Annotated in this window: 12 protein-coding genes; 2 read left to right on the forward strand and 10 right to left on the reverse strand. The window is 67.6% G+C overall.

The window, feature by feature from the left end; translation table 11 throughout:
- Positions 1-105 precede the first annotated feature (105 nt).
- Complete coding sequence (locus GGQ89_RS09200) at positions 106-885, forward strand: SDR family NAD(P)-dependent oxidoreductase (RefSeq protein WP_184105549.1); 780 nt, start codon at positions 106-108, stop codon at positions 883-885.
- A gap of 155 nt (positions 886-1040) precedes the next feature.
- Here GGQ89_RS09200 and rarD read toward each other — a convergent pair whose 3' ends face one another.
- From rarD to GGQ89_RS09235, 7 genes are all read right to left on the reverse strand, one after another.
- Positions 1041-1934, reverse strand: a complete 894-nt coding sequence (gene rarD, locus GGQ89_RS09205; RefSeq protein ID WP_184105550.1) for an EamA family transporter RarD — start codon at positions 1932-1934, stop codon at positions 1041-1043.
- Between the two features lie 44 nt (positions 1935-1978).
- Positions 1979-2209, reverse strand: a complete 231-nt coding sequence (locus GGQ89_RS09210; RefSeq protein ID WP_056431785.1) for a hypothetical protein — start codon at positions 2207-2209, stop codon at positions 1979-1981.
- A 167-nt stretch (positions 2210-2376) separates the two neighbouring features.
- Positions 2377-3678 carry a dihydrolipoamide acetyltransferase family protein gene (locus tag GGQ89_RS09215; RefSeq protein WP_184105551.1) on the reverse strand — a complete coding sequence of 434 codons (1302 nt, stop codon included), beginning with the start codon at positions 3676-3678 and terminating at the stop codon, positions 2377-2379.
- A 1-nt stretch (position 3679) separates the two neighbouring features.
- On the reverse strand, positions 3680-4687 hold the full coding sequence (locus GGQ89_RS09220) for an alpha-ketoacid dehydrogenase subunit beta (protein ID WP_056431918.1): 1008 nt from the start codon (positions 4685-4687) through the stop codon (positions 3680-3682).
- A gap of 211 nt (positions 4688-4898) precedes the next feature.
- Positions 4899-6194, reverse strand: coding sequence for a 3-methyl-2-oxobutanoate dehydrogenase (2-methylpropanoyl-transferring) subunit alpha (locus GGQ89_RS09225; protein WP_184105552.1), 1296 nt, complete (start codon positions 6192-6194; stop codon positions 4899-4901).
- A 243-nt stretch (positions 6195-6437) separates the two neighbouring features.
- On the reverse strand, positions 6438-8411 hold the full coding sequence (locus GGQ89_RS09230) for a sialate O-acetylesterase (RefSeq protein WP_184105553.1): 1974 nt from the start codon (positions 8409-8411) through the stop codon (positions 6438-6440).
- 141 nt (positions 8412-8552) lie between these two features.
- Positions 8553-9434 (reverse strand): endonuclease/exonuclease/phosphatase family protein, encoded by an 882-nt coding sequence (locus tag GGQ89_RS09235; RefSeq protein WP_240456390.1) that lies wholly within the window; start codon positions 9432-9434, stop codon positions 8553-8555.
- Positions 9435-9619: 185 nt separating this feature from the next.
- Between GGQ89_RS09235 and GGQ89_RS09240 the strand changes: the two genes are divergently transcribed.
- Positions 9620-11716, forward strand: coding sequence for a TonB-dependent siderophore receptor (locus GGQ89_RS09240; protein ID WP_184105554.1), 2097 nt, complete (start codon positions 9620-9622; stop codon positions 11714-11716).
- 35 nt (positions 11717-11751) lie between these two features.
- Here GGQ89_RS09240 and GGQ89_RS09245 read toward each other — a convergent pair whose 3' ends face one another.
- The 3 genes from GGQ89_RS09245 to GGQ89_RS09255 are packed head-to-tail and all read right to left on the reverse strand — an operon-like array spanning position 11752 to position 14062.
- Entirely contained in the window at positions 11752-12714 is a 963-nt protein-coding gene (locus GGQ89_RS09245; protein ID WP_240456391.1) for an FAD:protein FMN transferase, read from the reverse strand.
- Positions 12715-12716: 2 nt separating this feature from the next.
- Positions 12717-13562 (reverse strand): DUF4198 domain-containing protein, encoded by an 846-nt coding sequence (locus GGQ89_RS09250; RefSeq protein WP_184105555.1) that lies wholly within the window; start codon positions 13560-13562, stop codon positions 12717-12719.
- Positions 13563-13579: 17 nt separating this feature from the next.
- On the reverse strand, positions 13580-14062 hold the full coding sequence (locus GGQ89_RS09255; protein WP_184105556.1) for a DUF2271 domain-containing protein: 483 nt from the start codon (positions 14060-14062) through the stop codon (positions 13580-13582).
- Between the last annotated feature and the right edge of the window lie 3 nt (positions 14063-14065).

Below are 14065 nucleotides of genomic sequence, written 5' to 3' on the forward strand. Positions count from 1 at the left end.
CCCATGCGATCCGGTGGAACCCGTCCGCTCCACGCGGATTGCTAAAGACCTGGATCGAACGGCGGCTGGCCGAAGGGATGGCCGCCCCTTTTTGGGGATATGGCGATGCCCGACACCATCCTGATCACCGGAGCCTCCGCCGGGCTGGGCGCGGATTTTGCGCGGGCGCTGGCCAACAAGCCGGTGACGCTGGTGCTGACCGCGCGGCGCACCGACCGGCTGGCGGCGCTGGCGGAGGAGTTGGGAACGCGGCCGGATGTCGAGGTGCATGTCATCTCCGCCGATCTCGGGCGCCCCGAGGGCGTGAAGACGTTGCTCGACGGGATCACCGACCGGGGTCTGCGGATCGACACGCTCATCAACAATGCCGGCTATGGCGCGCTGGGTGACTTTGCCGACAGCGATCTGGCGACGCAGACGGGGATGATCGACCTCAATATGCGGGCGCTGGTGACGCTGACCCATGCGCTGCTGCCGCCGATGCTGGCGCGCGGGCGCGGGCGCGTGCTGAACGTCGCCTCGACCGCCGCCTTCCAGCCGGGGCCGTATATGGCGGTCTATTATGCCAGTAAGGCGTTCGTTCTGCACTTCTCCGAGGCTTTGCACGAGGAGGTGAAAGGACGCGGCGTGACGGTAACGGCGCTGTGCCCGGGGCCAACCAGGACCGAGTTCGCCGACGTTGCGGGCATGGCCGAGACGCCTTTGTTCGAGCGCTTTGCCTCCGGGTCGGAACAGGTGGTGCGCGATGGCCTTGCCGCGCTGGAGCGGGGACAGGCCGTGATGGTGTCGGGACTGCTCAACCGGCTGACCGCCGCCAGCACGCGGGTGGCACCGCGCGGGGTGCTGCGGCGGGCGGTCGCCAAGCTTCAGAGCGGGCGGCGATAGGTTTTGTTCGCGCGGAGGCGCGGAGACGCGGAGGTGTCTGGACGTGCCGCACTGGCCTCCTTCCTTTCGATCGGCAGACAAAGCCGTGCTGTGGCGAAAACAGGCAGCCTGCGGCTGGGCGATCCCCCTCCGCGTCTCCGCGTCTCCGCGCGAACCTATTCCGCCGTCACCGGCGTCCGGCTCCCCCGCACGCTGTCGAAGGCGTAGAGCGCGCAACCGGCCCAGATCAGCACGAAGGTGACGATGTGGGCGGGCTTGAGCGGCTCGCCGAACAGCAGCACGGCCTGCGCAAATTGCAGGGTCGGGGCGATATATTGCAGCAGGCCCAGCGTCGCGTACCGCATCCGCCGCGCCGCCGCCGCGAACATCAGGAGCGGCGCCGCCGTCACCGCGCCCGCCAGGATCAGCAGCATGTCGAGATGCCGGTCCGCCCCGAACGCTGCCGTGCCATTGCCGCTCGCCTGGAACAGCACGAACAGCGCGGGGGCGGCGAGCAGCAACGTCTCGACCGTCAGGCCGCCCAGCGCATCGATCGCCGCGATCTTGCGCACGAAACCATAGAAACCGAAGGATAGCGCCAGCGCCAGCGAAATGCCGATCGCCCCGCCGCCATTGATCGCCAGCACGACCACGCCGATGGCGGCGATTCCCACCGCCACCGCCTGCATCCGGCGAATCCGCTCGCCTAGAAGCGCGACGCCCAGCCCGACATTGACCAGCGGGTTGATGAAATAGCCGAGGCTCGCCTCCAGCACATGGTTGTTCTGGACCGACCAGATATAGACCAGCCAGTTGACCCCGATCAGCGCCGCGCTGGCGCAGAGCAGCAGCAAGGTGCGGCCTCGCGCTGCCGCGATAATAGCCTTGCCCCGCCGCGCGACGAGCACCACGACTATGAGCAGGAGGAGCGACCAGAGGATGCGGTGCGCCAGCACCTGAAGCGCGGGCACGCCTTTCAACAGCTTGAGATAGAGCGGCAATATGCCCCAGCTGATATAGGCCCCGATGCCGAGCAGCAGGCCGGTGCGAGCAGATGAAGCGGTCGTCATGCCGCCCCCTGTTCACGCTTGGGGTGCGGATGGCAAGCCAGGTGTCACCCGGCGACCATGCCCCTCACCTCGACCGCGCCACCCAGATTGACGACCCGGCCCGATACCATGCCGGTGATCCGCACCGATGCCCCGCGCTCTACGATGACATCGCCCGCCACCATGCCCTTGATGGTCGCATGGACACCGGAGGCGACGAGGACGTCACCACCGACCATTCCGCGCACCGTCCCGTCCGACGTCACTTCCAGCGAACCCGCCGTCATTCCGCGCATGGCATCCTCCTGTGTCGGGGACAGGACGCGCGCCCGGCAGATAGGTTCACGCGTGCGCTTCGACTTCGCTCAGCGTGAACGGTCGCTGGTTTCGATTTCGCCCATCCGTTCAGCCTGGGCGAAGTCGAAGCGCATGCCCCGCCCCCGCCCCCGCCCAGCGCATAGGATCAATCGGCGAACAGCATCACCGGGGTTTCCAGCAGCCGCTTCAACGCCTGCACATAGCTTGCCGCATCATAGCCATCGACGACCCGGTGGTCGCAACTGATCGACAGGTTCATCAGCTTGGCCCGCGCGATCGTCTCGCCGCCGCGCCCGTCGGAGCGGAAGACCGGGCGCTCGACGATGCGGTTCGGGCCGATGATCGCGACCTCGGGGCGGTTGATGACCGGCGTCGTCGCGATGCCGCCCAGCGGCCCGAGCGAGGTCAGGGTGATCGTGCCGCCACCCATGTCGGTGCTGGCGATGCTGCCCGCGCGGGCCGCCTCGGCAAGGCGGCCGATCTCCGTCGCCAGTTGCCAGACATTGCGGCTGTCGGCATTGCGGATGACGGGGACCATCAGCCCGGCGGGGGTCTGCGTCGCCATGCCCATATGCACCGCACCCGAACGGTTCACCACGCCCGCCTCGTCATCATAACGCGCGTTGAGCATCGGAAAATCGGGCAGCGTCTTGCAGATCGCGACGATCAGCAGCGGCAACATGGTCAGCTTCGGCCGATTGCCTCGCCCGGCGTTGAGCTGCGCGCGCGTCTCCTCCAGCGCGGTGACGTCGATTTCCTCGACATAGGTGAAGTGCGGAATGGCGCGCTTGGACGCGGCCATGTTCTCGGCGATGCGGCGGCGCATGCCGATGACGCGCACGGCTTCGTCGGCGCGGGGGGCGCGGGCGGGGGTATAGCCCTGCCCCGAACCATAACGCAGGAACGCGTCCAGGTCCGAATGGCGCACCCGGTCGCCCTCGGCGGGCTTCACGCTGGCGAGATCGACGCCCAGATCTAGCGCCCGCGCCCGAACGGCGGGCGAGGCCAAGACCTTCTTCTCCTGCTCCCTCTCCCCTCCGGGGAGAGGGTCGGGGTGAGGGGCAGCCACGGGCGATCCGTCGGAGGTTTCCGCTTGCGGCATCCCCTCACCCCGGAGGGGAGAGGGAGGTTGCGCTTCTTCGACGCCGGGGTTTTCGGCTTCCAGCACGGCCTCTTCCGTCGCGGGCGAGGCGGCTTCCTCCACCGCATCGGTCTCGATCACCATCAGCGCCGATCCGATCGGCACCTGATCGCCGACCTCGCCCGCCAGTTCGACGATCGTGCCCGACACGGGCGATTCCATCTCGACGGTCGCCTTGTCGGTCATCATGTCGGCGACCGACTGGTCTTCCTCGACCCGGTCGCCGAGCTTGACGTGCCAGGCAACGATCTCGGCCTCGGAGATGCCTTCGCCGATATCGGGCAGGCGGAAGGTGAAACGAGCCATGTCAGGCGTCCTTCAGCAAGTTCTTGAGCGCCTGGCCGATACGGACCGGGCCGGGGAAATAGGCCCATTCCAGGCTGTGCGGATAGGGCGTGTCGAAGCCGGTCACGCGCGCGATCGGCGCTTCGAGGTGATAGAAACAGCGTTCCTGGACCAGCGCGGACAGCTCCGCGCCGTACCCGCCGGTCCGCGTCGCCTCGTGCACGATCATGCAGCGGCCGGTCTTCTTCACCGACGCCTCGATGGCTTCGATGTCGAGGGGGACGAGCGTGCGCAGGTCGATAATCTCGGCATCCACGCCCATATCGGCGACCACGGCGGCGCAGACATGGACCATCGTGCCGTAGCACAGGATCGTCACCGCCTCGCCGGCGCGCACCGTCGCCGCCTTGCCTAGCGGGATGCGGTAATAGCCGGTCGGCACCTCACCGCCGGGATGCTTGGACCAGTTCTCCGCCGGGCGATCCCAATGGCCGTTGAACGGACCGTTATAGATGCGCTTGGGTTCGAAGAAGAGGACGGGGTCATTGTCCTCGATCGCGGCGATCAGCAGCCCCTTGGCGTCATAGGGGGTCGCCGGGATCACCGTCTTGATGCCGGAAACGTGCGTGAAGATGCCCTCGGGCGACTGGCTGTGCGTCTGGCCGCCGAAGATTCCGCCACCAAAGGGCGAGCGCACGGTGATCGGCGCGGTGAACTCGCCCGCCGAGCGATAGCGCAGCCGTGCTGCCTCGCTGACCAGCTGGTCGAGCGCGGGGTAGATATAGTCGGCGAACTGGATTTCCGGCACCGGGCGCAGGCCATAGGCACCCATGCCGACCGCGACGCCGATGATGCCGCATTCGGTGATCGGCGTGTCGAACACGCGGGTCTTGCCATATTTCTTCTGCAGGCCAGCGGTGGCGCGGAAGACGCCGCCGAAATAGCCGACATCCTCGCCCATCACGACCACATCGGGGTCGCGCGCCATGACCACGTCCATGGCGGAGTTGATCGCCTGAATCATGTTCATGCGGGTGGTTTCGCCCGTTTCGGGCGCGGTTTCGGTGACTTCGTTCACTGGACAAAACCCTTACCAGCACCGTTCCCCGGCGAAGGCCGGGGTCCAGTTGCGGTGTCATCGCGGCGGTGCGCGGCGGTTTGCCTCCCACGCGATGGCTTGGCGCGCCACAGGCTGCGAGGCGACTGGGCCCCGGCCTTCGCCGGGGAACAGGGGGCGGCCATTATTTCCGCGCCCATGGCCGTCCGCTCGCTTCTTCCTCGTCGAGCATCTGCTGGCGCTGCTCGCGTAAGTGCCAGGGCATCTCTTCGAAGACACCGTCGAACAGACTGTCGAGCGGCTGGTGCAGGCCGTGGCCGAGGATACCGTTCGCCTCGGCCGCCTTTTGCGCGGTGCGGACCTCCTCGGCGACTTCGCGGTCTTGCGCGGCGTGGCGCTCTTCGTCCCATTCGCCCATGCCGATCAGGTGATCCTTCAACCGCCGGATCGGATCGCCGAGCGGCCAGGCCGTCGGCTCGCCTGCCGAGCGATACTGGGTCGGATCGTCCGAGGTGGAGTGCCCCTCGGTCCGATAGGTGAAATGCTCGATCAGCGTCGCGCCCTGATTGGTTCGCGCGCGCTCGGCGGCCCATTGGGTGGCGGCATAGACCGCCAGCGCGTCGTTGCCGTCGACCCGAAGGCCCGCAATGCCATAGCCGATCGCCCGCGCGGCGAAGGTCGTCGCCTCCGCCCCCGCGAAACCCGAAAAGCTGGAGATCGCCCACTGGTTGTTGACGACGTTCATGACCACCGGCGCCCGGTAGACGGCGGCGAAGGTGCAGGCCGAGTGGAAGTCGCCCTCCGCCGTCGAGCCCTCGCCGCACCATACGGCGGCGATGCGGGTGTCGCCCTTGGCGGCCGAGGCCATCGCCCAGCCCACCGCCTGCGGATATTGCGTCGTCAGATTGCCCGAGATCGAGAAGAACCCGGCTTCCTTCGCCGAATACATGATGGGCAACTGCTTGCCGCCCAGCCGATCCGCGCTGTTGGAATAGATCTGGTTCATCATGTCGACCAGCGGCCAGTCGCGCGCGATCAACAACCCCTGCTGGCGATAGGAGGGGAAGCACATATCCTCATAATCCAGCGCATGGGCGGCGGCGACCGCGACCGCCTCCTCGCCCAGCGCCTTCATGTAGAAGCTGGTCTTGCCCTGACGCTGGGCACGGAACATGCGCTCGTCAAAGGCGCGGAGCAGCACCATGTGGCGCAGCATGCGGCGGAGGCGATCGGGCGAGAGCCGGGGGTCCCAGGGGCCGACGGCGCGCCCCTCGTCATCCAGCACGCGCACGAGCGTATAGGCGAGTTCGTGGAAGCTGTCGGCGGGCGCGGCGGTGTCCGGGCGGCGCTGGGCACCGGCGGGCGGAACCTCGACACTGGCGAAGTCGACCGCATCGCCCGGCCGGAATTTCGGCTCAGGGACATGCAGCTGCAACGGGGCCAGGTTGGCGCGCGAAATGCCTTCTGGCGGCACGGCCATGCTCTCTCCTCAACGCTTCGCCCGATTCATGTCGGGTCGTTGCTATCTTTCAACCGGATGACATTTTATTTCAAGCGCCTTTTGGGCGCTTCGTCCGGCGTAACGCGTCGAGTTGTGGTGTTTTTCCTCGTCCACCTCAATCACCCTCACCCTTCCGGCACTTCGCGCCCCCTCCCTCTCCCACCGGGAGAGGGAAGGGGCCCGCCCGCCGCAAGCGGGTGGGAAGGGTGAGGGTGTTTCAGATCAATTCCCCGTAATCACCGCCTCGAACGGCACCACCGGATGCGGCGCTTCGTCATAGAAATTGACCACCGGCGCATCGGCCCAGGCATAGCGCACGCGGACATCGCCTGGCCGCGCATCGGCCAGCCGAACCTCCGCCCCGTTCACGCTTGCATTCGCATAACGACATGCGCTCGCATCGCACAGCTCGAACCCGATCGGCGAGCCTGCGCTCCACGCATGAAGTGCGCCCTGCACCCCGTTGAAGCGCAGCACGACCTCGCCCCCCGCGCGGGTGGCCGAGGCGATCATGGGCCCGGACGCATTGGCGCGATCGCCCGCCTCCAGGCGGCCTTGGGCAAAGACCAGCCGCTTGGCGAGTTCGTTCTTGTCCGCCGGGTGGATGTCGTTGCGCACGCCGATGTCGATCGTCGTCGCGAGCGCCGCATGCGCATCACGCAGCACCGCCAGACGCTGCGTCTCGCGCAGGGCCGCCCAGGCGCTGTTCTCGATCTTCACCGGCGGCGCACCGAAATTGGCGAGCTGGACGATCAGGAACGGCAGTTCGGGGCTCTGGAACTGCCGTCGCCAGCCGGTCATCAACGCCGCCAGCCGGTCGCCATAATCGGCGCGGCCGACATCGGATTCGCCCTGATACCAGGCGACGCCCTTCAACCCGATCGGTCCCAAAGGGGCGATCATGCCATTGTATAGCGTTCCCAGCCCCGCATGGCTTTCCCAGGGGCTGCGCGGATAACTCTGGTCATTCGCCTTATAGACCGAATAGCGCCAGCCGGTGCCGAGCGGGATCGGCTGGCCGCCCGCAGGCGTGAACTGGATCCTGTCACCGGGGCCGAACATGCCGCCCGGGCCATAGGTGTCGCCCAGCCCGACGAGGATCTCGTTGCGGCCCTTCTTCAATGCCGAGCGCGGCACGGTGTAGCGCCGCCAGTCGCCCCAGCCGAAGGTCGCGCCGACGACCACGCCATTGACCCAGACGGTGTCGAGCTCGTCGATCCCGGCCAGTTCGATCACGCCGTCACCGGTCGGGGCTTGGGCCAAGTCGAAACCCTGCCGGAACCACACCAGCCCGTTATAGTCGGCGAGTTCGGGCACGCCCCATTCCTCCCACGGGCCGAATTTGGGCACCGGGGTCCAGTTCAGCCGGTCGGGGGCATTCCACGGCTCTTGCCCGCGTTTCGTCCCGCTCGCCTTGCGCCACCATTCGCCCCAGCGGTCGCCGAACGCGCGCAAGCCCGCCGCATGGTCGCGGGCATAGAGCGCCAGCAGGTCGGCATCGGCGGACAGGCCGGGCAGCTTGCGCGCGTCGGTCGCGGCGATCCAGGGCAGGATCTTGGTCCCACCCCAGCTCGAATCGATCGCGCCCATCGGCACATTCGCCTTGGCCGCCAGATCCTTGACCATCAGATAGCAGGCGGCCGAAAAGTCGGCGACACTGGCGGGCGAGACGGCGGCCCAGACCGGGCGCTTCTCGAGCGGTTCGTCGGCGGACAGGCCGACATGATGCGCGATATCGAGCAGGCGGATACGGTCATTGGCCGCGCCCTTGACCAGCCCCTCGCCGTTCAGCGCCTGCTTGGTCGGATATTCCATGTTGGACTGGCCCGAACACAGCCAGACATCGCCGACCAGCAGGTCGTCCATCGTGTCGACAGCGCCGTCCTTGCCCGTCGCGGTCAGCGTCAGCGGGGTGGCGGTCGCCGCCATGGCGGGCAGGGTCGCGCGCCAACGGCCCTTGGCATCGGCGGTCGCGGTGGCGCTGGCACCACCCAGCGTCACGGTGACGCCCTCGCCCGCATCGGCCGCGCCCTCGACGACGATCGGGCGGTCGCGCTGGAGGACGGCATGGGCGCTCATCGGGGTCAGGATGCGCGGTCGCGCCTCCGCCATGACGGGCCAGGCCGCCGCCGTGCCCAGCAGCAACGCCAAACCCACACGCCGCCCGGCGCCGGACCATGAATGCCCCATCCGCATGTCATCCCTCTCCTATGCCCGGCGAAACCACCATTCCGTGCCGCCAAGGCTCGTATCGCGATCATAGGAGCGGGCAAATGATAACGCTATCGGGAAACGATGTTCACCATTCCTCCCCTGGAAGGGGAGGAACGGATTTGGTCAGCGCGTCTCATCCTCGAACGTCAGCGTCGCTGCGACCGGGAAATGATCCGAGGGATAGGTCTTGCCCCGGTGATAGCTATCGGTCGCGATCGCCTGCGTGCGGAAGCCGCTCACGAACAGATAGTCGATGCGCCGGTCGGGCGTGCCGGTGAAGTCGTGAAAGGTCATCTCCGGCCCCTCGCGCCGCGCGGCGGCGGGCCAGGCGTCGGTCAGCGTCGCCGCAAAACGGCGATAGGCGGCCGTATCCGGCCGAGCGTTCATGTCGCCCGCCACCACCACCGGCAGGTCCTTTGCCAGCGCGGGCAACCGCGCCAGGATCAGCGCCGCCGCCTTGTCGCGCGCTTCGGCATCCTCGTCGCGGTGGGCCAGATGCGTGTCGAGGAACAGGAAGCGATGCGGCTTCTCCCCCTTGGTCTCGAACACCGCCCAGTTCGCCATGCGCGGCAGGTCGGTGCCCCAGCTCTGGCTGCCGACGACGTCCGGCGTTTCGGACAGCCAGAAATCGCCATGCTCGACCAGGGTCAGCCGGTCTGGGCGATAGAGGATGCCCATATGCTCATTGTCATGCCCGCCCCGCCGGTCGCGCCCGAACCAGCGATAGCCGGGCAGCGCATGGGTCAGGTCGTCGCCCTGCCGCTGGAGCAGTTCCTGCGTGCCGATCACATCGGGCGCGGCGCGGCGGATCAGTTCGACCATCACCGGCCGCCGCACTGCCCAGCGCGTCGCACCCTCGTCCGAGGCATAGCGTATGTTAAAGGTCATGACCCTGATCGGTTCGGGGATCGGTTCGGGGATCGGTTCGGCCATCGCCCCCGTCGCCGCGAACAGCCCCGCCGCCGCCATCGCCACACCCCAAATCGTCCGCCGCACCACCGTCATTCCCATTACCCCTCATAGACTTACACCATGGCGCAACGCCGCCCGCGGGTCATGGCTGCATCACATGGCATGCGCGTGACACGCTTCGTCATCACGCCGCCAAAACCAAAACAGGTCCAATTTCTGATTGAGAGTTATTAGCATTATCGATATTGGCCGCGCCGAAATCGATTGGGGGGCCGTATATGTCGAAGGTAATCTGGCGCGCGATTCTGCTGGCCGGAGTGGCGATCAGCCAGGGTGCGGTGGCGCAGACGCTGGCCGCCCCGGTCGATGGCGGCAGCGACGATCAGAAGGATATCGTCGTCACGGCCTTGCGTGACGCCAATGCCAGCATCACCGGCACCGACACCGCGCCCAACCGCTATCCCCAGTCCCTGCGCGTCATCGACCGTGCGATCATCGACCGGACCGGCGCGACGCGACTGGACGATACGATCGACCTGGCGGGCGGCGTATCGCGGCAGAACGACTTTGGCGGGCTGTGGGACAAATATGCCATTCGCGGCTTTGCCGGCAACGAGAATAGCGGCCCCGATATCCTCATCAACCGCTTCAGCAGCAATCTGGGCTTCAACGCGCCGGTCGATGTCGCCACGGTCGAACGCTTCGAATTCCTGAAGGGCGCCGCCGCCGCGCTGTCGGGCCTGGGCGAGCCGGGCGGGTCGCTGAACATCGTTACCAAGGCGCCTACGCCCACCCGCCAGGGCGAGGCCTCGCTCAGCTATGGCAGCTGGAACCGGGTGCGGGCGACCGGCGATATCAGCGGCCCGGTGACGAGCACCCTGTCGGCGCGACTGATCGGCGTGGCGGAGGAAGGCGACAGCTTTCGTGATACCGTCCACACCGACCGCCTGCTGATCGCGCCGTCCTTGTCGTTCACGCCGAGCCAGGATCTGCGCTTCCTCTATCAGGGCGAGTTCATGCGCAACCGCGCGCCGATCGACCGCGGCGTGGCGGCGATCAGGGGCAATGCGCGTGCGATGGACCGGGACACCTTCCTGGGCGAGCCCGCCGATGGCCGCATGACCCAGCGTATGCTGTGGCAGCAGGGCAGCGTCTTCGCCGCGCTGAGCGACCGCATCTCGCTGGAAGCCGGGCTGTCGAGCCGCGACGGCTTCCTGACCGGCTATGCGACCCAGATCGATTTCGGCGCGCGGGGGGTGCAGGCCGATGGCCGGACGATCGGCCGGTCGCGGCGCTTCCACGACTTTCGCTGGCAGGACCTGACGGCGCGGGCGGAGCTGACCGCCAAAGTCGACTGGCTGGGCCTGTCGCACGACATCCGCGTCGGGGTGGACCGGGTGCGCCACGGCCTGGACTTCCGCATGGACCAGGCGCGCGGCCGGCCGGGCGCGCCGATCCTGACCATCGACGCCTTCAACCCTGTCTATGGCCAGCCGCTGCCGGTACCCACGGCGTTTCAGGACCGTCACCACGCCTTCCGCAGCGAAAGCATCTATGCGCAGGACCTGATCCGCTTCGGCGACTTCACCGCGCTGGTCGGCGCGCGCTGGAACAATTTCCGCGAGACGATGACCAATTATGTGCGCGGCAATCTGGTCCTCGACACCGTCGATCGCGGCATCACGCCGCGCGCCGCGCTGACCTGGGCGGCGAGTCCGCAATTTTCGCTGTTCACCAGCTGGGGCCAGTCGCTGCGCCTCAACCCCTCGGACGGGGTCAGCAGCTTCGATGCCGAGCGCAGCAGCTCGACCGAGGTCGGCGCCAAGTACAGCCTCTTCGGCGGCGCGCTGACCGGCCAGACCGCGCTGTTCACCATGACCAAGCGCAACGTGCTGAACCCCAATGCCATCGACGTCTTCGTCAAAACGCAGATCGGCCGCCAGCGGTCGCGGGGCGTCGAGACGGTCGCCGACCTGCACCTGACCGGCGGGCTGACCGGCACCGCCACCTATACCTATACCGATGCGACCGTGCGCAACGACAAGAATGCCGCGCTGATCGGCACGATGCTGTCCAACGTGCCCAAGCATCTGGCGGCGCTCGACCTGCATCAGCGGCTGGGCACGGTGACGCTGGGCGGCGGCGTGACGCATGTGGGTGCGCGCAACGGCGATCCGTTCGCCAGCGGCTATCGCCTGCCCGCCTATACCATCGCGCGGCTGGATGCGAGCTGGGCGGTGAACCCGCGCTTCGATGTGCGGCTCGACCTCGAGAACCTGTTCGACACCTATTACATCGCCAGCAGCTATGCCGATGTGTGGACGATGCCGGGCGCGCCGCGCAACGTTCGCGTGACGCTCAGGGGGCGGTTCTGAACTGATCCTGTTCCTCCCCTTGCAGGGGAGGAAAATTAGGCGATCAGCGCCTGAAGAGGCTCGGTCAGAACCTCTTCCACCCCGTCACCCCGACGAACCAGGATGCGTGCCGCGACCTGCATCGGGGCCAGCGCCGACAGGTCGGGGAACAACACCGCGACGGCGGTCGCCAGCGCATCGGCGAGCATCGCGGTCTCGGCGATGACATGGACCGCGATCACGCCGTTGGTCGGCGGACGGCCGGTGCGGGGGTCCAGGCCATGTTCGCCCTTGCGATAGGTCCCGCTGCCCGCCACCGCCATCTGGTGCAGCGCCACGCGCATCGGCGGCAGATCGACGCCCGGCGGGGTTTCGAGGTCGACCCACCAGGGATCGCCATCGGGCCGCATGCCGCGCCCGACCAGTTCGCCGCCCACCTCGACCAGACAATGCCGAAAGCCCAGCCCCGCCAGCATGTCGGCGACCGCATCGGCGGCATAGCCCTTGGCGATGCCCGACAGGTCGAGCGCGACGCCGCCCGGCTGCCACAGCGTCGCCCCTTCGGCATTCCAGCGCAGATGCCGCCAGCCGCTGCTGGACCGGGCCTGCTTGATCGCCGCCGCATCGGGCTCGGGTTGCGGGCCCTTCGGCCCATGGCCCCAGAGATCGACCAGATGGCCGATCGCCGGATCGAAGGCACCGCCGCTCAGCGCCGCGACGCGCAACCCCGTGTCGATGACCGCCGCGAAATCGGGTGGCAGCCTGCACCAGCTATCCGGTGCCGAACGGTTGAATCGCGAAAGCACGGAATCCGGTGCCCAGTGACTCATCTGCGCGACCAGATCATCGAGCCGTGCCTGGACGGTCGCGCCGACGCCTTGCGCGCCGGGCACGTCGCAAGTGGCATAGAGCACCCGCCACATCGTCCCCATCGTCTCGCCGCCCAGCGTGACGATGGCCGCCGGATCGCCGTTCGCCACGGCGTTCGGGTCGATCCGGGGCGGCAGGACGATGCGCATGGTTACGGCGTCATGACTTCGAGGGTGGTGGTGTAGCTCATCCGCCGTTGCGTCGCGCGCGGGGCCGTGGGCTTGTCGTCGGTCAGCGTCGCGTTCAACCAGTACATGCCCGCTGCCGGCCAGGCGTAGGACAGCACGCCTTGCGCGTCGGTGGTCACCTCCTTGGCCCCTTCGGCGTCGCGGTAGCGCTTGCCCCCGGGGACGATCGTGACCTTCAGGTTCGGCGCGGGCTTGCCATCGACCAGGAAGCGGAACTTCGCCGTCTCGCCCGCGACCAGTTCGTCCGGATGGGTGACGGGATCGAACTCCAGCCCCTTGCCCTCGGGTTTCAGAACGGTGCGGGTCGGCTCGCCTGCGGTCACGAAAATCTCGTTGCGCGCGCTCGTCTCGGTCAGCGTCACATCGGTCGCATTGGCGGGGATGTCGGCGACGGTCAGCGGCGGCTGGCGCACGCCGTTAGGTCCCGGCGGCCCCCCGCGACCGCCGACTCGCTTCTCGACGCCGTCGACCTTGAAGCTGCCCATGATGCCCGACATGGCGCTGCCGATCTTCCAGGTGCCGGGCTTGTCGAGTTGCACGTCGAAGACCGAGCGATAGCGTCCCGTCGAGCCGTTCTGGATCCGCCCGGGCGTGCCATCGGGCTGCCATACCTTCACCCATTCGGTCCGGCCGGGCTGGTGGTCGGCATAGAACAGGTCGTTGGAGACGGCACTGTCGACCGTCACCCAGCTATCTGTCCCCGAAAAGATCGTCCCCGAGGGCAGCAGCCACATACGATGCGCCGAGGCGAGGCCGGGGATCGCCAGCAGCGCGGCGGCGGCGAGCAGCTTGATATGATGGTTCTTCATGGTGATCCTCCCCTGTGTCAGCGTGCCGAAACGGTCACGGCACCCAGTTCATGGCTGCCGCTCGCCCGCGCGTTCGGATTGGGTACGGTCAGCGGCACCTGCACCAGTTCGCGCCCGCCGGTTTCGCGTGCGGCCTCGACGTTCAGGACATACTGGCCGGGCTTCAGATCGGCGGGCAGCGGAATGGCATGGGTGCCGGGCGCACGGGTCGCGCCGCTGATGCCGCTGGCGGGCATTGCCATGCTGCGTCCACCTTTCCGCCACCAAGCGCGCAGGTCGGACAGCCATTTGGTGCCCGGCTCGCCGCCGGTCTTCTTGACGTCGTACCAGATGGCAAGCGTGCGCGCCGGGCCGCCGTTGGCGGGCTCTAGCCAGATCGCGACATAGGGCTTGTGATATTCGGCGACGTTGAGGCGCGGAATGGTGACGTTCACCGTCGCGGCGCTCGCCGCCCCCGGCAGTGCCACCGCGCCCAGCGCCAGAATAGCGGTCGATCGCATCGT

The organism is Sphingomonas yabuuchiae, from assembly GCF_014199595.1.
Taxonomy (GTDB): domain Bacteria; phylum Pseudomonadota; class Alphaproteobacteria; order Sphingomonadales; family Sphingomonadaceae; genus Sphingomonas; species Sphingomonas yabuuchiae.